The organism is Bradyrhizobium sp. LTSP849, from assembly GCF_000938255.1.
GTDB lineage: Bacteria > Pseudomonadota > Alphaproteobacteria > Rhizobiales > Xanthobacteraceae > Bradyrhizobium.
This window is the reverse complement of record NZ_JYMR01000056.1, coordinates 66,983-84,670: the sequence shown is the minus strand read 5'-3', so window position 1 is coordinate 84,670 and position 17,688 is coordinate 66,983. Positions and strand designations below refer to the sequence as shown.

The following is a 17,688-nucleotide window of genomic DNA, read 5'->3' as shown; positions in this document are numbered from 1 at the left end:
GTCACTTCACCTTCGGTATTTCGGCATATGCGATGCCGGTGAGGTTGCCCTGGGCTTCGAGGACATTTTTTTCACTGGATCCATCGAGCCGTGCGGAGAAAACTGAGCCGGCGAAATCGGTAACGAACATGCGGTCGTTTGGAACGTCGAGCGCGATACCGATCCCCTCCATGAGGTGGGTCATCACGATCTCCGGCTCGACAGGCTTGTCGTCGATCGAGGCCCGGTTCACCGTGTTGCCGCGCGGAGGGTCACCGCGGTCGGTCCAGTAGAGGATCCGATTCTTGTGGTCGAGCTCGAGATCGATCGGCTCCGGCAGGCCGTCGTAGAAGATCTCGATGTCGGACCGGGTGGCTACGGTATGGCCGGCGGGGATTTCGACATTGGCGCGGAAGATACGGCCGAGCCCGGCATTGTCTGGGCCTTTCTGGCTCCAGTAGAGATGTCCAAACTTCGGGTCGATCGTCAGCCCAACGCACCAGCGTGTCGCATCACGGCTGTCAGCCTCGCCACGGCCTGCTTCGATGAGCGTCTCCAGCTTGGTGCCGTCGAGATTGCAGCGCATGACGCGCATGCCCTCGCGGTCGCACCAATAGAGCTTGCCAGCCTTCTTATCGAGGATGATCTGCTTCGGGCTGTGGGTATCTCCTTGCGCGACGATTGTCTTGCGGTTCTTGCCGTCGATGTCGGCCCGCTCGACCGAGCCGTCGTTCAGGCTCGGGATGCCCATGTTGGTCCAGTAGATATGGCCAGCGTCAACGTCGACGACGATGCCGTCGGGTAAATGGCAACCCGACACGATGGTCTGACGGTCGGAGCCATCGGTATTCATCGAGTGAATGCGGCCGGCATTCAGCTCAAGAACAAAAAGGCGTTGGATAGCCGCCCTCGCAACAGCGTCTTGAGACGATTTCAGTAGCGGCCTCGACATGTCGTACCTCTTTGCGATCGGGATCGTGCTAACTCAAAGCTCGATCGTGATCATGCCGCGCAGGCCGATGATTATCTTTGATCAGACTGTCGTCTCTGGAACGGTTCTGCTTCCAACTTCACTTCTGAAGAACACGACGCTCTAAGAGCAATCGCGAACCGGGTCGAGTGCAGCAGTTGAAACGGTTCGCGCGACCGTTGGCGGAATTCTAGCGCCACGGTCCAACAACCGCGAACTCCCGCTCAGCGTTGATTGGGGGCGCACCAATCGGCCTCTTTGCCGGTCGCGAGTAACGTCCTCTCGCGGCTCTGGAGATCTTTTTCGAGGGCTTACTTGTCTATATCATGGGCTGGTTCGAACTGTTGCGAGCCCACCAGCAGGGTCGCATCCAGGTCGATGAGGCGCCCGGCCTATGCGCGCGGGCCTGCCGTTGGATCATTCGGATCACTGGGATCGCGCTCGATATTGCCCGATCCGCTTTCTTGAACGGTCCTGAGAACCCGACGCCACGCGCCCGGACTTACGCCAACCGCCTGTCTGAAAATTCGCGTGAGGTGGCTTTGGTCGCTGAAGCCGCACTCCGCGGCCACATCCGATAGCGACATCCCGTTATCGCGCAGCTTTTCCTTGGATAGCTCGATGCGCTGCTCAGTGAGCCATTTGTGCGGCGCCACTCCCAGCGTGCGACGAAAGGCGTGCGAAAAATAGCCCACTGACATGCCGCACTCTCGCGCCACCTCCTTGAGCGTCACACGGCGCTTGATGTTGGCGCGCAGAATATCCTTCGCGCGTCGCTCCTGCCATGGCGCGAGCCCACCCCGGGTCAGCCGCGACATTGGCCGCATGCCTCCATAGGTCTGAGCGACATGCACCCCGACCGCCAGCAAGACGTGGTCGATAAACAAAGGGTTAGCTTGGTCCGGATGGCTGAGGGCGGGCAGCAGCAAGCGTCCCAGGCCGGAAATCGTGACGTCGTTGACGCCCGCACCGGGCTGATAGCTCAGATCGCGAATTCGCGGCGCGTTGGCCTCGTCAGCGATCGCGTCAAGCGCCGCGCGCGGCAGATAGAATACCAAAGTGTGATAGGGCTGATCGAGGAGAACGGTGGGAGCCCGTTTCAGGTCATGGAGACAACTCTCGCCAGCCCGCAAGTCGCACACTGGCGTCAGTCGGCCATCCTCCCAATATTTGTGAGCGGGAAAATCACGGAGTTTCAAACCGACGACAAACGCATCTTCACGCTGAATCGGACCGGTCATCTCCGGCAGCGGATTATCGCATCGAATTTCCGTGACCGCGATATCACCTGTACGCAATGCTCCGCTGACGATCGCTGGTGCGTTCCCGACTCGAAATCTCTCACCAAGCCGTTGTCCAAAAGCCTCGGTCATGACCCAATCAATCGCTCGAGGGGGCCAAACAGCTGGTCCGCATTTTGTAGCTCCCTGATCTGACTGACCAGACGCGATCAAGCAGTTCCTGCTTTGCCATTGACTCGCCCGGAGGCTCGGCAAGATAGATTGGGATGTCGAGCGCCCCGCTACCAAGGGGCAGCATCACACCTTCGCGCCGAAGCGCTCTCTCTTCGCCTGAAAGCTCAAAAGAACCCAAACGCAGATTTCTATGGAGACCGTCCGCCATGGCTATCCTCCTGCTGATTCAGTCACCTTGGTCCAGTGGCGCGGCTGGCTCGGAGTTCGGGGCTCGCGGCTCAAGCGTGCTCGCCATCCATCGCGCTATATGAGGACCAACGAGCAACAGCACGATCATCCTGACAGTTTGCATGGCCATGACGAAGGGTGTGTCTACTTTGGTAGAGGCAGCGATGATCGCGGCAGCGTCGACGCCACCGGGGCTGGTGGCGAGGTAGGCGGTAAGTGGGTCAATGTGGAAGAAAGCTGTCAGCGTCCCAGCGAGTATGCCGCAAAACGCCATCAGCAGTACGATGGCCACCAGACACTGAGGAAGAGCCCGGGCCGCAGCGGCCAGAACGTCTTGGGTGAATCGCAATCCAATATTCCAGCCAATGAGCGCGAAGCTGGCGACAAGGACGACAGGGGGCAGCTCGATGTTCACCCAGCCGAACACGTTGAGCACCGCTCCGAGCACCAGCGGACCAAGAAGCGCGCCGGCCGGTATCCGCAGGCCGAGACCGATGCTACCGCCGATCACAGCAAGAATTGCCGTCGCCGTAAGGTCCAGCAGGCTGATCGGCGGGAAATAGCCGCTGGAGAAGCGGCCACCGCCACTGGGGACGAATATCAGCGAAACCAGGGAGGCTACGGCCGCCACCATTACGACGCGCAGATACTGCATGAAGGCGACGAGCCGAAAATCGGCGCCATAAGCCTCAGCCATCAACATCATTACCGGAGCGCCTCCTGGAAGCATGCCCCATACCGCGGTCGTGCCAGGAATGACGCGAAAGCGACTCATGACCCAGCCAACTCCCGCGCTCGCGATGATCGACAGCGCCACAACGCCGAGGAACAGAGGCCAATGAATGATGAAGCCTCCGACGATCGAAGAGGTGATCGAGCGGGCGACGAGACAACCCATGATCGCCTGCGCTGCTATGAGCAGGACGCGCGGAACTCTTACTGCGCCACCCGAGGCCTGCACCAGCGCGGCAGCCGCGAGCGGCCCGAGCATCGCAGCGGCCGGGAGCCGGGCGCACTGGAGGACTGCCGCCGCCACGGCGGATAGTGCGATGAGCACAACCCAACGTTCCGCCGTGGATAAGCGTTGCAGCGGGAGAGCCCGTTTCGCCGACGGCTCGCTCACCTCTGCAACTCGATATCGTCGGCTTTCGCCACACGACCCAGCATCGGGAAAATCTGCTCGAACGCGAAACTATGCATCTCGGCCGACCGGCCTGCGGCGGCGTCCTCGGGCAATACAACGGCATAGCCGTGTTCATGCGCCGCCCGGGCGGTCGACTCCACGCCCATATTGGTTGCTATCCCGCCGATCACCACCGAGGTCACTCCGCGGCGGCGGAGTTGCAGATCCAATTCGGTGCCATGGAATGCACCCCATTGGCGCTTTGTGATTGTCAGATCGGACGGTTCGGCCAGGCCGTCGGCCAGCTCGGTCCAACCTTCCGGCAAGCCGCCGGGTGGCAACGCCGGTGGGCGATCGACCGGCATCTTCAGGGCGTCGCTGAAATCGAGAGCGAAGGCGACATTGACGAGCATGACCGGTGCCCGAGCGGCCCGGAAGCGCCGAGCCAACTCTTTTCCTTTGGCGAGCACCGCTTCGCCAGAATAAGGAGCCGTTGGCATTCCGACGATGCCCTTCTGCAAATCGATCAAGATCAATGCAGTCGAAGCGGCGGGAAGAATTATCATCGGAGTGTCCTTTCGAGTTCGAGATTTGTTGTCTTCGCCTGTTGCCCAACGCGGAGCGGTTCCGCTATATATTTGAGGACATACTCAAGCAGGATTACTATTTGAGCAAATCCTCAAATTCGTCAAGCCCCAATCGACGGTCGCTGGAACCTCAGCGGGATGTCGGCCGCCAACGCGTCGCGGACTTGATGCAAGCGGCGGCGGCCGTGATTCAGGAACGGGGATACGAGGCCGCCACCATGGCGGAGATCGCGGCGCGGGCCGATGCAAGGATAGGTTCGCTCTACCGCTTCTTCCCGAGCAAAGAGGCAGTGGGCGATGCTCTCATGCAGCGATACGCTGAAATCCTGCAGGCAGAATATGACGCGATCCACGCGCGGGCTGCGGTGATCACGCCCGAGGAGCTCGCCGACGCCCTCATCGATCTCTTTGTGAAACTCCATCCGCAAGCGCAAGCCGTGACGGCATTCCTTGAGTTCCGAGCCGACTGGACGGTCGTCCGTCAACGTTTCCGAGCCCAGGCGCTCACTGGCGTTAGAACGGCGCTAACTGTCTGTGCGCCCGATCTCGATGACAATCTGGCCGACGACGTCGCCGCCGTCGTTCTGAACAACATGAAGACGATGGTAGGCATGGCCAACAAGGAAGCACCTACCAGCCTTGGCGCACCGGACGAACTCAGATTGATGAACCGCCTCTATCTGGCAGCGAAGCTCAAAACTGGAGCGCCGCGTAAAAGGAAAAAGAGCGGCAACTGAATTAATCTGGTCTTTATCCTTACGGTAGCGCGAGAGTTATGCTCGAGACGAGCGAGTGCAATCGAAGCGATTAGTGATCTGGAAGAAATGACTGGTTGCTCCGGTTGTTGCCCGCATCGACGAAATCAACGGGCCCCGTCTGTGGGCTTGCAAGCCGTCATTGCGCAGCCACCTGATTTCCGATGTCAATCGGCCGCAAGAACGTCTCATGATCATCCGCAAAGGTGAATGTGCCAGCCGTGTAGCGGTAACGCGTGGCTTGGTCGTGCAATCGTGAATAAAGTACAGCAACACTGACGAACTGGTCGTGCCCCAGATCGTCGTGCTTTGCGAGCCTCGAAATGTCGACGATTTGAACTCTTTCCGTCAGGGCGGCCGCCCGCACAACGGGATCGTCTACGTTGATATCACCAGCACGCGCAATGCCACCGTCAAGAAAACTGGACAGTCGAAGCGCACCATCATCCTTGGAAACTAGAACCAACAAAGGTGGCTTGAGCGGACCGATGGCTTGTACCTGAGCACGGAACGTTTCCGCGTTGATGTCGGGCGCCGCCAGCACAACACGGCCTAGCCTGGCGATCACTCGGTCTTTGCCTTCGATACGAAGCTGGCGCAGAGCGTCAACTGTCAACATAGCACCCATGCTGTGGGCAACCACTACAATGTCTCCGACCTCGGAGCTGCTGCTTAACATTTCTAGTAAAGCCATCAGATAGTCGCGAGAATAGCTTGCCGATTGTTTGTCTGTTTCATAGGCAGCTACCTGACCTTGCGATGGCCAGGAGAACAGGATCGGAATCCCGTCGATTTTGATGTCCGCCTGCAATTGGGCGAGTCGGAACAGCGACTCCTGGAAGTTGCTATTGAACCCGTGCACGAAAACGAAGGCTTTGTGCTTTTTTCTCCGAGTATCGCCTTGCGGAGCGACGGCTTTGCGAAAATCGGCTTCGCTCATCACGGCCTGATCCACCACAGCAAAGCTGCTCCGTGGATCGGGGGTTGCGGTCGGCATTTCAACATTGCCTGACCTGTGATTGGGCGGCACCGAGACGACAAACTTTGCAAAGTTGAGCGCATTGGCCTGGTTCGCGGTGAACACGTTCCCCGACGAACTCTCGCGCGCACGCGTGGTCGCCACATAGATCTGCAGCGCCTTTTCGCCAGACGAGGCAGCCACGGGCGTCAGCACCTCTGGGCCAGGTCTGGCAGCGCAACCGACCAAAATGAAGGAAATTAGAACAGCGATTGCCCAATCCAGCCTGCGATAACGAAAGCTACTCCACATGGCAACTGACTTCCCCATCAAGGCAACACGCACTGATCTACTCGTTTGCTATCGCTGGAGAGCCCGACGCCACGCGCCCGGACTTACGCCGACCGCCTGTCTGAAAATTCGCGTGAGGTGACTTTGGTCGCTGAAGCCGCACTCAGCGGCCACATCCGATAGCGACAGCCCATCATCGCGCAGCTTTTCCTTGGATAGCTCGACGCGCTGCTCAGTGAGCCACTTGTGCGGCGCCACTCCCAGCGTGCGACGAAAGGCGTGTGAGAAATAGCCCACAGAGAGGCCGCACTCTCGCGCCACCTCCTTGAGCGCCACACCGTGCTTGATGTTGGCTTGAAGAATTTCTCTCGCGCGTCGCTCCTGCCATGGCGTCAGCCCACCCCGGGCCGGCCGCGACATCGGCCGCATGCCCCCATAGGTATGCGCGACATGCGCCCCGACCGCGAGCAGGACGTGATCGACAAATAACTGGTTAGCTTGGTCGGGATGGTTGAGGGCGGGAAGCAGCAAACTCCCCAGGCCGGATATCGTGACGTCGTTGACGCCCGCGCCGGGCTCATAGCTCAAATCGCAAATGCGCGGCGCGTTGGCCTCGTCTGCAATCGCGTCCAGCGCCGCACGCGGCAGATAGAAAGCCAGAGAGTGATAGGGCTTGTCGAATAAAACGGTGGGAACTCGCTTCAGGTCATGGAGACAACTCTCGCCGGCCCGTATGTCGCACACCGACGCTCGTCGGCCACGCTCCCAATATTCGCGATTGGGAAAATCGCGAAGGTATAAACCGACGAGAAAGGCGTCTTCGTACTGAATCGGATTGCACATTTCGAGCAACGGACTGTCACATCGAATCTCCGTGACTGCTATGTCCGCTGTGCGTAATGCGTGAGTAACGATCACCGGTGCGTTCTCGACTCGAAATCGCTCCGCAAGTCGCTGTCCATAAGCCTCGGTCATCACTCGCTCAATAGCTCAAAGCGCCGAACTATAGATCCGCAATTTGCAGCTCCTTGGATCTGACGTCGCGACTGGCACCGGAAACGATCATCGTCGATGAGGCTGCCCCATCGCATGAGCGTCAACTGTCAGTCCAGCCGCGACGATCCCGGAGTTGCTCAAGTAATTCTTGAACGGACGTGATCCCAGCTGTCTGCCTATGCTCTTTTGGGGCGTGGCCGGGTTCACATGGATGCGAGCCAGACGAAGGCTGGAGATCAAGTTTTGTTGAGGTCGGTTTCGCAAGTCGTTGCTGTCACCGAATTCTCGATATCAGCCGGGCTGGCCGTACCGCCGGCGTTGTTGACGATTTGGCGTGTCAGGCGGCATGTAGCCCGAGCAGGGATTTCGGCTCGAGAAACGCCTCGAGCCCGAAGTCGCCGTATTCGCGGCCGATGCCGGATTGCTTGAACCCGCCGAACGGTGCCATCGGCTCGTGGGCCAGCGTGTTGATCAGCACGCGACCGGCAACGATCCGGTCGGCCACTCGTCGCGCACGAGCCATGTCGCCGGACAGAACATACGCTTGCAGGCCATAGACCGTGTCGTTGGCGATGGCGATCGCCTCTTCGTCGTCCGCGTAGGGAATGATCGACAGCACCGGCCCGAAGATCTCCTCGCGCGCAATGGTCATGTCGTTGCGGACGTTGGTGAACAGCGTCGGCCGCACGAACCAGCCGTCGAGCCCGTCCGGCCTGCCCTCGCCGCCGGCAAGCAGCGTGCCCTCGTCGATCCCGATACGGATATAACGTTGAACACGATCCCATTGCTTCTGGCTGACCATCGGGCCGACGGTCGTTGAGGGATCGCGCGGATCGCCGGTCTTGACCTGTCCGACCGTCGCCTTCGCGAGCTCTTCCACCTCACCGAGTCTGCTCCGTGGCACGAGGATGCGCGTGCCGGCGATACAAGCCTGTCCGCTGTTCATGAAGCCCGCACCGATGGCCAACGGAATCGCCTGGGCCAGATTGGCATCGTCCAGGATCACGGTGGGAGACTTGCCGCCAAGTTCGAGCGTGATCCTTTTCATCGTCTCCGCGCCGGCGCGCAGGATTGCCTTGCCGACTGCGGTCGAACCGGTGAAGGAGATCTTCGCGACATCGGGGTGGCTCGTAATCTCGGTGCCGACGACGTCGCCCCGGCCGGTGACGATGTTGAACACGCCGGCCGGCAATCCGGCCTCGTGTAGGGCTTCGCTTACCACCTGCGTCTGGATCGCGCTCATCTCGCTCGGCTTGACGACCGCCGTGCAACCAGCAGCGATTGCGGCAGCGAGCTTGCCGCAAATGAAGCCGGCATCGCTGTTCCACGGCGTGATGAGGCCGGCGACACCCAAGGGCTCCATCATCACCTCTGCCGTGCCAACCCGACGCGTAAAGCGATAGTCCTCCAGCACCCGGGCCATATCGAGCAGGACGCCTGCCGGATGGTCGGCCATGAAGCCGGCACGCGAGACGGGAGCGCCATACTCTTCGAGGATGGCTTCCAACAGTTTTTCGCGGCGCGCCTTGATGGCGGCGTGCATCCGCCTCAGCAGGGCGATGCGTTCGGCCTTGCTCGTGCGCGCGAAGGCCGGGAAAGCGCGCTTGGCGGCTGCAATAGCGGTGCGCGCGTCCTCCTCGTCAGCGAGGCGCACCCGGCCGATGACCTGCGCCGTCGCAGGATTGTACAGGTCGAACAGCTCCGTCCCGTGTGGTGTGACGAAGCTGCCGTCGATATAGATCTTGTCGATGAAGCGCATGGCACTCTCTCCCGGAGAAACTTGGATGAACCGGGAAATAGGGCACTTTCGTTGGCCCGATAAGGTGTATAATTCTGCATGATCTGGTGCAGGAATCCGGACAATGAGGTCATCGGGACTGATCGAACTGGACGCGGTGCTGGCGGTGGCGCGCCACCGCGGCTTCCGAGCGGCCGCTACCGAACTCGGCATGTCACGCTCGGCGTTGAGCCATGCCGTCGCCGCGCTGGAGGCGAAACTCGGCGTGCGCCTATTCCACCGAACGACGCGAAGCGTGTCGCTGACCGAGGCCGGTGAGCAGTTCGTTTCCGGCATTGCTCCGGCGCTTGGCCAGATTAGAGAAGCGATGGAGCTGGCGGGAAGTCATCGCGTGACGCCGGCCGGCACACTGCGCATCAACACGTCGGCGGGTGCGGCACGGCAGATGGAGCCGATCGTGTTCGAGTATCTGCGCCGCTATCCCGACATGACGGTCGACATCGTCACGGAAGGACGGCTGGTCGACATTGTCGTCGATGGGTTCGACGCCGGCGTGCGGCTGGCTGAACAGGTGCCGCAGGACATGATCTCCGTGCCGCTGGGGCCCACCCAATGTTTCGCAGTCGTGGGATCGGCGTCCTATTTCAAGCAGCATCCGAAGCCGCGCACGCCTGCCGATCTCTCCCGGCATCGCTGCATCCGCAGCCGACTGCCGAGCGGTGGCATCTATCGTTGGGAGTTCGAGCGCCACGGCGAAGCGCTGGCGATCGACGGTGAAGGGCCGCTGATCCTCGACGAGCCCAATTTAATGCTGGCGGCGGCGCGGGCCGGGTTCGGCATCGCCTATCTCACCGAATGGAATGTCGCGGCCGACCTCGCGGCCGGCTCGCTGGTTCGCGTGCTGGATGAATGGACACCGCCCTTTCGAGGCCTGTCGCTCTATTATCCCGGACGTCGGCATGTGCCCGCCGCCCTGCGCGCCATGATCGATCTGATCCGGGAAAAAGCAGTGATTTGATAGTTTTGTTGGCGCTGCGCGACGCATGATCAAATCGGAATCCGACTGGAGGTTATATTGCAATTTCAGTTGTATTTGAGTTCGCAATTTTATCCTGAATGGTGCGCCACCGTTGCTAGTGTCACGCAGCGCAAGCGCCGCCTTTTGCGGTTCGTCGGGCCGTAGTCCTGAATTCGCTCCCATCAGGCTCATCGCGCCGTAGCTCCCTACGCGCCACTGGATCACTTCGGTACAAGTTCTTGAGCAGCTAAACTGGGACTGGCGATGTCGCGCAATTTGACGGCAATATCCATGCTCACAATCCGCAGAAGGTTGGCACGGAGTTCGGGTCTGCTCGCTGCGAATTCGCGCAAGTGCTGCAGGTCCCACTTTGCGAGAATGCCGGGACCACGAGCCACTACCTGCACCGGACTGGCCAAGCCGCTGTAGGCGCTTACATCCCCAATAAGTTGACCAGATCGAAGCGCCATTCTGGAGTTGCCGCTAAGAATAGCTTCGAGATCCCCGGCCATGACGACGATGGCCTCAGATATGTGCTGCCCCTTTTCGAGAATAATTTCCCCGGGCGAGCAGTCGACCCATCGAGCAAGGCTGACCAGCCTTAAGAATTCTCGCTTGTCGATCGAGCTGAAAGCGACGCGGTAGAGCTGCTCTTCCTTGTTGCTGAGAACCACCGGCCGCCGCTCCAAGGCGATCGCCACGATGCGGATCGCGTTGACGATCATGAACGCAACTCCCCAGAAAATCGGCGGCCACAATTTTTCGCCCTGGAAATAGTAATACGGCAGGGTCAGCCCCTCACCGACGATCGCCAATATGCGCAGCTTGAGCACGTCTCGTACCGAGAACGCCACGAGAAACACAATATTTGACAAGTTAATCAGACCGTTGATCCCAAGACTCTGATCCACTACGAACTCATACATAACGACTCCCACGATGCTTCAGACTCGCGACCAACGCCAGGCACGAGCCCGCTCGAGCAGTAGGTCGCGACAGCGATTTGACGATGTCAGCAATGTGTGGCTGGCGAAGGCCCGAGATGCAGCGGATCAACCATCCGATAGTCTAGCGGTCGCACCCGGAATGACGCGGCGACCATATCGTTGCTCAATCTACGTACGAATTCGATTGGGAAGGCGACTCATCGGTATAAGAACAACATAAAGGCGGTTGAGGGTCGCGGTGCGTGCAGTTAGGAAATTTCCGCTCCTGCCCAAGCGCTTATCCTTGACGAATATTCTCGTCCCTGCCGGTTCTTAAGATAACCTCCCCAGGTGTCCCGCGCTCGCGTCGCCAACTGGCCGGGCTTTGGCCAAAGGCCCGCCTGAACAGCCTGCACAGATGTGCTTTATCCGAAACGCCAGCGCTCAAGGCTATTTCACTCAGTGACGCCGCTCCTGTGATCATCAGGAGGCTGGCTCGCTCCAGACGCCTTCTCACTACGTAGGCATGTGGCGAATCGCCAACGGCCAGTTTGAACTTACGTGAGAAATGCGCTGGGCTTCGACGCGCTATAGTGCTGAGATCCCGGATGTGAATGGTGTGGTGCAAATTGCTGTCAATGTAAGCTCGCACGCGTGAGATCTGCCAAGCCGCTAGGCCACCCCTTTTGGAGCCACTAGCGCCCGAACAGCGCTCGATCTCCGACTGCAGGATGTTCGATGCTGTCGCCAGCGACGCCTTGACCGCCTCCTGGTCGCGCCCCAACTCTCGTCTTGCAGTTTCCACCAGCTTGGCCAAGCTGCTCGCAACCAGGTGGAACTGCTTATCGGCCGCAGCGAAAGGCTCTGGTGCGGTGGCTTGAAGTCCTTCCATGGTCACTCCCTCGATAAGGTATCCGAGGCTTCGGATGCGCGAGAGCGTGCAGCGCGGGGCGCCTTTTTGGCTTGTTAATCAACGTTATGGAAGGTTAGTTGCTCGGCACAACGAAGCGGATCGAGTGTTGAATATCCGCGCCTTCGCTTCCGGAAGGTTGAGTAAGCCCATCACGATTTATGCCCAGGCGACCGAGAGATTGTCGGTGATCGACACCGCGAGCTCGTTGACAACAAAGCCGGCCGCAGTTGAGTTGGTCGACGTGTGCCGAGTTGTACATGCCTGCGGAAATGTCGTGGGTCCGAAGCGGCATTCCACTCACGATGCGGCAGCCGGATGAGCCGGCGCAGTGAAACGAAAGATCGCGCCACGTGGCACATTAGGGCTCGCCGACAATTGTCCGTTATGCGCTTCGATGATCGATCGGCAGATCGATAGCCCAAGCCCCAAACCGCCTGGCTTCGTGGTGTAGAACGCCTCGAACACCCGCCCAAGATCCGTCTGCGCGAAGCCCGGACCTGAATCGCGTACCTCGACCGACACGCCATCCGGCTCGTTACGGCTTCTGATGAGCAATTCCCGCTCCCCTTCGCCGACGTCGCGCATCGCTTCGATGGCATTGATGATCAGGTTAAGCAGTACCTGCTGCAGCTGGACCCGATCCCCTCGGATATGCGGTAACCCCTCCGCCAACTGCGTCCGCACCGAGGCGTTATTTTCGGCGGCCTCGGTACGGGTGAGAGCAATAACCTCGAGGATGGCATCGTTGATCACTACAGCGTCTTTTCGTGGGGGCGCCTTCCTGATCAGTGCGCGGATTCGCCCGACGACCTCGCCTGCGCGATTCCCCTCCTTGACGATAAGTGAGAGCGCATTATCTACCTCGCGATAATTTGGTGGCTTCGCGCTCAGGAAACGCCGAGCGGCTGAGGCGTACGTGACTGCCGCGGCGATCGGCTGGTTGACTTCATGGGCGATCGAGGCCGTCAACTGGCCCATCGTCGCGACGCGGTTGGCGTGCGCGAGCTCCAGTTGCGTCTCGCGGTAGCGCCGCTCGCTTTCGCGTGCTTCTGCCTCCACGAGTTTGCGCTCAGTCAAATCAAGCACGAAGGCAACGCCATGATCTTGCTGTTCGTCGAACGCGGCCGAACCGATCAGCACAGGCACGCGGCTGCCGTCCTTGCGCAAGTACTCCCTTTCATAAGGTTGGACCGCGCCAGTCGTGTCTATGCCCACCAGAGAGCGGGCGGCGCTGGCCCGCCATTCCGGCGGCGTCAGGTCGGCCAAGCGCATATTGCCCGCGGCGATATCCTCCCGGTCGTATCCCATCATCTTGAGGAACGCGTCGTTGGCTTCGATGATTCCACCCTTCCGACTCGAGATGAAAATCCCAATGATGTTGGCATCGACCAGTCGCCTGATTTTCGCCTCGCGCTCTGCGACGTCGCCGTACAACCGGGCGTTCTCCAACGCGATTGCCGCCTGCGAGGCGAGCAACTTCAGCACCGCGATACGCCCCGGCGTGAACACATGCGACGCCAGACTGTTTTCGAGGTATAGCACGCCGATTAGTTCGGTCTGTTTCAGCAACGGCAGGCAAAGAAGCGACCGTGCCTGTTTGCGACCGATGTATTCATCCTCGGCAAACGCGTTCTTTTCGCGGGCGTCATCCAGAATTACCTGACTCTTAGTGCGGATGACTCGTTCAAGGACGCACACGGGCAATTCAGACGACGTCACCGGTGTTCCGAGAAGATGGACCCTGACACCATCGCGACCGCTCCTCGCGACCGCCTCCATCCGACTTTCGCCGCCGTGTGGGAGAATCAGGAGGCCGCGGTCGGCCCCGGCATGCTCGACCGCAATAGCCATCAGCGTCTGGATTAACCTCTCGAGGACGATTTCGCCGGCCACGGCTTCCGACATCTTGATGACCGTAGCCAGATCCAACCGCTCGGCAGACGTCTCGATGGTGGGCTTTGCGGCCAATGATACCGGTTGTCGGATCCGGGGGTGGGTCTTGTCGAGTTGAGCGACCTTCGCCCAGGCGCCCCAGCGAACGTAACAGTCGCGGGCTTCGTCCAAAAAAGTATCAGCCACCTTTTCGAGACCACGAAGGCGGTAGAATCGAGCCGCCAATTCGCTGGCGAGCGCCTGGTCCTGGAGGAAGCCGCGCTCCGCCGCCAAGCGAATTGCCTGCTGGTACAGCCGCATGGCCTCAATGTCCCCTCCTTCGAGGCGCGCCCATTCCGCCGAGATCAACGCGTGTTTGTGCGCGAACGTCGCCGGGCCACTCTCAGCCCATCGCTGAAACGAACCCAGGTGTGCGATGAACTCCTCACGAAGATCTGCTCGTCTCTCCGGCGAAGACGCCGGGAAGACCGCGGCAATGGCAAGAGAATGATAAAAGCAGTAATCCATCGACTGAAGATTGAAACGAGCCGACCAGAGAACTGGCTTCGCCCTGGCAGCAAACTCAAGGGCTCTCTCCGCGTTGCCCAGCAAGAAGTGCCGCTGCAATTGCAGGATCCAATGAAAGCAGGCAACGATTGGCACGCCGCCCCGGAGCACCCGCGCTTCCAGCGCCGTCTCGTCAAGGGGGGCGCCGCTTCCCGCTCCTCCGCGAAGACTTTGAACAAAACCCTGAATGCTCAAGATGACCAACTGACCAAATTTGTATTTGCGGACGAAATCCAGGGCATCTACCGACTCGAGCCATACCTGGTCGAGAGGATCGCCGCGTGCCATCAGATCGGTGACGCGATGTTGACGGTTCCAGCAGGCGTAGACCATCTCGCCGGTTTCCGCGACAGATCGAGCCGCGGCCTCGAGGCAGGTCAGAGCCTCTTCAATTGGACGCGTCCACAGGACCGCCATTTGCATGAGGAAATGTGCGCCTGCCTTCTGCGCGGTGAACCCGTATCGTTCGGCGACCGCGACTGCCAATCGTGCAAACGCCTCTCCGTCTGCGAAGCAATGGAACACCGGGCCAAGAGCTACGGAGATTCCGGCGTAGCCGATCGTAGAGTACCCGCTTGTTCCATACCGACAGGACAGCCTGACCATCCTTAAGCAATTCATCTGGAACAGCTCGCCGTCGGCGTGATAGGCCAATTCGCCCATTGAACTGCAGAGCTTCATGACCGCCTGCGTCTCCGGGTCCTCCATCATCGGCAGATCAATCAGGCTCTCGATCGGGCGCCCGTCGAGGGCCCGGCGCATCTCCTCGTATTCTGCCCGCACTTGTTCCGGCGTCGGAGCATCCGGCAGATCGACGCCGAACGTTCGCAGGCATTCGAGCGCCGTGCGCACAGCGGGGCTGTAGTTGCCTTGCCTCAATTGAAGCATGATGCGCAGACGACAGATCTCGGCATTATCGATCTTGGACCGCGCCTTGATGAGTAGCACCTCCACGAGTCCCGCCGCCTGCTCCAGGTTCGAGTTGAGAATCTCGCATTCTGTCCGCTCCAGGAACAGGTTCAACGTCAAGTCATAGGTTCTCTGCCACCCGTCGTCCGAGAGAACGGCGATACCGGCTGCGAGGTAGGTGGAGGCCGCAGCATAGGCGGTCGAAGCTTTCGCCTTCCGGCCTGCAACAAAATTGAGTTCGGCCGCGCGCACCTTCTCGGGCCACTCGGAAATGAGAGCCGTGCCAAGATTCAGCTGGTTGACGAGGTCGTAGATCTTCTCCGCGACGCTCTCTTGCGTGGTCTCCGCGACAAGGAGACGTGCGATCCGCAGATGGAGTTCGGCACGACCTTCCGTCGGAATCAGAGCATAGGCGGCCTCCTGAACCCGATCATGGAAGAACCGGTAGCTTCCTTCGCGGGGAACAGCGGCGCCGGCACGGACCGCGTCGCGAAAACTTGCGTGCATCGCTTCGTCGGACTCGGTGCGCAGCTTTGCCAAAGTCGCAAAGTCGGCGTGATTGCCGAGGCAGGCGAGCAGCTTCAACGCCTCCTGGGCCGCCGGAGCAAGACGCCGTAACCTGCCAATCATCAGGTCCACTGGATTGTCGCTGAACCTGTTGTTGTCGACGATAGCGTCCAAATCCCATGTCCACGACCGCGAGAGCGGGTCGAACTCGATCAGCCGTTCTTCGGCGAGGCTGGTGAGGAACTGTCCTGCGAAAAAGGGATTGCCGCCGCCGCTTCTCTTGTGCACCAGCTCGGCTAACGGCCGCATCTCGGCGGGCGCACTCCGCAACGTGTCACACAGCAGTTGGTTGATGTCGTCGACCGAGAGCGGGCCGAGGACGATCCGATCGACTTTCGCGCCGGCTTGGCGCAGATCCTCCAGCTTGAGCATCAGCGGATGTGCCGGGTCGACCTCGTTGTCGCGATAGGCACCGATGAGCAACAGGTGACGCGTGTCGGGATGGAGGAGGAGATATTCGATGAGCGTCAGCGTGGCCGGATCGAGCCATTGCAGGTCATCGACGAAAATGACGAGCGGATGTTCCGCCCTCGCAAAGACGCCGACAAACCGCCGGAACACGGTCTGAAACCGCAGTTGGGCGTCGACCGGCGAGAGGACTGCCACGGTCGGCTGTGGGCCGATCAGTCGAACGAGGTTGGGAATGAGGTCGGTCAGCAGGCGGCCCTGACTGCCGACAGCTTCCTTGATCGCTTCTCGCCAGAAAGCGATGTCGTTCACCTGGCCGTTCAGCAGTTGTTGAATCAATCCCTGAAAAGCCTGAGCCAGGGTCGCATGAGGGGTATCGCGGAGCCGCTGGTCGAATTTTCCCGAAATGAAGATACCGCGAGGCAGCACGATGACCTTGTGCAGCTCGTTGACGACCGACGACTTGCCGATGCCCGAGTAGCCAGAGACCAGAACGAGCTCCGAGCCGCCATGCTTCACGACACGATCGAAGGCAACGAGCAGGGTGGCGATCTCGTCCTCGCGTCCGTACAGCTTCTCCGGGATCATCAGCCGGTCCGACGCGTCCTGCAGACCAAGCGAGAGCGGGTCGATCCGCCCGAACGACTCCCAGGCAGTCAGGCACTTGCGCAGGTCCGCCTCGACCCCTGCTGCGGTCTGGTAGCGCTCCTCGGCTGTCTTCGCGAGAAGCTTCATGACGATCATCGAGAGCGGAGCCGGCAGCGCGCTTACAAGTTCGTGCGGCGGGACAGGCTCTCGCGCGATGTGACAGTGGATCAACTCGATCGGGTCAGCGGCGGTAAAGGGCAACGCGCCTGTCAAAAGCTCGTAAAAGGTAACCCCCAGCGCGTACAGGTCGCTTCGGGAGTCGACCGAGCGGTTCATCCGGCCTGTCTGCTCCGGCGCCATGTAGGCGAGTGTACCGGTGATAGTCTCCGGCGGCTCTGGCGCCTGGCGCTCGCGCGGCAGACGCGAAGCGATGCCGAACCCCGTCAGCCACACGCCGCTACTTGCCGATTCCACCAGAATATTTGCAGGCTTGATGTCCTTATGGATGAGGCCTCGCTCATGCACATGGCGGAGCGCGCCCGCGAGCGGGATCGCGATGCGCAGGAAATGCGATACATCCAGTGGCTGGCCAAGCAGTTGATCGAGCGGCGTACCGCCGGGATCCTCAAGCACCAGCGTTATACGGCCGTTATCGTGCGTAAGCGCAACAGGTCGCGCGGCCCACTCGGCGTCAAGTTCGGACTTGAACGCATATTCGCGCTCAAGTCGCTCGACGCAACCGGGCGAGGTTTCCTCTGCAGCAACAAGCAGGATAGGCGTCAAGCCGTTGCCAGAGCCTCGGGATAGAGCGATGCCGCCTTCCCGCAGCGACGAGAACACGTAACCCGAGAGCCCGTTCATGAAGGTTCCTGGTGGAAGT

At 60.2% G+C, this 17,688-nt stretch carries 12 protein-coding genes; 2 read left to right on the top strand and 10 right to left on the bottom strand.

What is annotated here, in order from left to right; translation table 11 throughout:
* Position 1 precedes the first annotated feature (1 nt).
* The 4 genes from UB31_RS37560 to UB31_RS37545 all read right to left on the bottom strand — a co-directional run bounded on the left by UB31_RS37560 (position 2) and on the right by UB31_RS37545 (position 4,281).
* On the bottom strand, positions 2 to 832 hold the full coding sequence (locus UB31_RS37560) for an NHL repeat-containing protein (protein ID WP_245305559.1): 831 nt from the start codon (positions 830 to 832) through the stop codon (positions 2 to 4).
* A 509-nt stretch (positions 833 to 1,341) separates the two neighbouring features.
* On the bottom strand, positions 1,342 to 2,322 hold the full coding sequence (locus UB31_RS37555) for a helix-turn-helix domain-containing protein (protein ID WP_045006858.1): 981 nt from the start codon (positions 2,320 to 2,322) through the stop codon (positions 1,342 to 1,344).
* 268 nt (positions 2,323 to 2,590) lie between these two features.
* Positions 2,591 to 3,715 carry an AbrB family transcriptional regulator gene (locus tag UB31_RS37550; RefSeq protein WP_045006859.1) on the bottom strand — a complete coding sequence of 375 codons (1,125 nt, stop codon included), beginning with the start codon at positions 3,713 to 3,715 and terminating at the stop codon, positions 2,591 to 2,593.
* Positions 3,712 to 4,281, bottom strand: coding sequence for a hydrolase (locus tag UB31_RS37545; RefSeq protein WP_045006860.1), 570 nt, complete (start codon positions 4,279 to 4,281; stop codon positions 3,712 to 3,714). Before UB31_RS37545 ends, UB31_RS37550 begins: the two co-directional genes overlap by 4 nt.
* Positions 4,282 to 4,382: 101 nt before the next feature.
* On the opposite strand from UB31_RS37545, the gene UB31_RS37540 reads away from it, so the two are divergent.
* Positions 4,383 to 5,039: a TetR/AcrR family transcriptional regulator gene (locus tag UB31_RS37540; RefSeq protein WP_045006915.1), complete on the top strand. Its 657-nt coding sequence runs from the start codon at positions 4,383 to 4,385 to the stop codon at positions 5,037 to 5,039.
* A 157-nt stretch (positions 5,040 to 5,196) separates the two neighbouring features.
* Here UB31_RS37540 and UB31_RS37535 read toward each other — a convergent pair whose 3' ends face one another.
* The 3 genes from UB31_RS37535 to UB31_RS37525 all read right to left on the bottom strand — a co-directional run bounded on the left by UB31_RS37535 (position 5,197) and on the right by UB31_RS37525 (position 9,061).
* A complete protein-coding gene (locus tag UB31_RS37535; protein WP_156163266.1) occupies positions 5,197 to 6,360 on the bottom strand; it encodes an alpha/beta hydrolase in 1,164 nt (387 codons plus the stop codon).
* A 15-nt stretch (positions 6,361 to 6,375) separates the two neighbouring features.
* Positions 6,376 to 7,281 (bottom strand): helix-turn-helix domain-containing protein, encoded by a 906-nt coding sequence (locus tag UB31_RS37530; protein WP_045006861.1) that lies wholly within the window; start codon positions 7,279 to 7,281, stop codon positions 6,376 to 6,378.
* Between the two features lie 358 nt (positions 7,282 to 7,639).
* Complete coding sequence (locus tag UB31_RS37525) at positions 7,640 to 9,061, bottom strand: aldehyde dehydrogenase family protein (RefSeq protein ID WP_045006862.1); 1,422 nt, start codon at positions 9,059 to 9,061, stop codon at positions 7,640 to 7,642.
* A gap of 103 nt (positions 9,062 to 9,164) precedes the next feature.
* On the opposite strand from UB31_RS37525, the gene UB31_RS37520 reads away from it, so the two are divergent.
* Positions 9,165 to 10,058 carry a LysR family transcriptional regulator gene (locus UB31_RS37520; RefSeq protein WP_045006863.1) on the top strand — a complete coding sequence of 298 codons (894 nt, stop codon included), beginning with the start codon at positions 9,165 to 9,167 and terminating at the stop codon, positions 10,056 to 10,058.
* Between the two features lie 221 nt (positions 10,059 to 10,279).
* Here UB31_RS37520 and UB31_RS37515 read toward each other — a convergent pair whose 3' ends face one another.
* The 3 genes from UB31_RS37515 to UB31_RS37505 all read right to left on the bottom strand — a co-directional run bounded on the left by UB31_RS37515 (position 10,280) and on the right by UB31_RS37505 (position 17,669).
* Positions 10,280 to 10,984, bottom strand: coding sequence for a Crp/Fnr family transcriptional regulator (locus UB31_RS37515; RefSeq protein WP_045006864.1), 705 nt, complete (start codon positions 10,982 to 10,984; stop codon positions 10,280 to 10,282).
* A gap of 298 nt (positions 10,985 to 11,282) precedes the next feature.
* Positions 11,283 to 11,876 (bottom strand): helix-turn-helix domain-containing protein, encoded by a 594-nt coding sequence (locus UB31_RS37510; protein WP_050032126.1) that lies wholly within the window; start codon positions 11,874 to 11,876, stop codon positions 11,283 to 11,285.
* A gap of 318 nt (positions 11,877 to 12,194) precedes the next feature.
* Positions 12,195 to 17,669, bottom strand: a complete 5,475-nt coding sequence (locus tag UB31_RS37505) for a trifunctional serine/threonine-protein kinase/ATP-binding protein/sensor histidine kinase (RefSeq protein WP_050044938.1) — start codon at positions 17,667 to 17,669, stop codon at positions 12,195 to 12,197.
* Between the last annotated feature and the right edge of the window lie 19 nt (positions 17,670 to 17,688).

What these genes read in the sequence shown, in the direction of transcription:
- UB31_RS37515 (WP_045006864.1), bottom strand. Translation starts at nt 10,984, where the DNA reads ATGTATGAGTTCGTAGTGGATCAGAGTCTTGGGATCAACGGTCTGATT.
- UB31_RS37555 (WP_045006858.1), bottom strand. Translation starts at nt 2,322, where the DNA reads ATGACCGAGGCTTTTGGACAACGGCTTGGTGAGAGATTTCGAGTCGGG.
- UB31_RS37505 (WP_050044938.1), bottom strand. Translation starts at nt 17,669, where the DNA reads ATGAACGGGCTCTCGGGTTACGTGTTCTCGTCGCTGCGGGAAGGCGGC.
- UB31_RS37510 (WP_050032126.1), bottom strand. Translation starts at nt 11,876, where the DNA reads ATGGAAGGACTTCAAGCCACCGCACCAGAGCCTTTCGCTGCGGCCGAT.
- UB31_RS37525 (WP_045006862.1), bottom strand. Translation starts at nt 9,061, where the DNA reads ATGCGCTTCATCGACAAGATCTATATCGACGGCAGCTTCGTCACACCA.
- UB31_RS37520 (WP_045006863.1), top strand. Translation starts at nt 9,165, where the DNA reads ATGAGGTCATCGGGACTGATCGAACTGGACGCGGTGCTGGCGGTGGCG.
- UB31_RS37545 (WP_045006860.1), bottom strand. Translation starts at nt 4,281, where the DNA reads ATGATAATTCTTCCCGCCGCTTCGACTGCATTGATCTTGATCGATTTG.
- UB31_RS37530 (WP_045006861.1), bottom strand. Translation starts at nt 7,281, where the DNA reads ATGACCGAGGCTTATGGACAGCGACTTGCGGAGCGATTTCGAGTCGAG.
- UB31_RS37560 (WP_245305559.1), bottom strand. Translation starts at nt 832, where the DNA reads ATGAATACCGATGGCTCCGACCGTCAGACCATCGTGTCGGGTTGCCAT.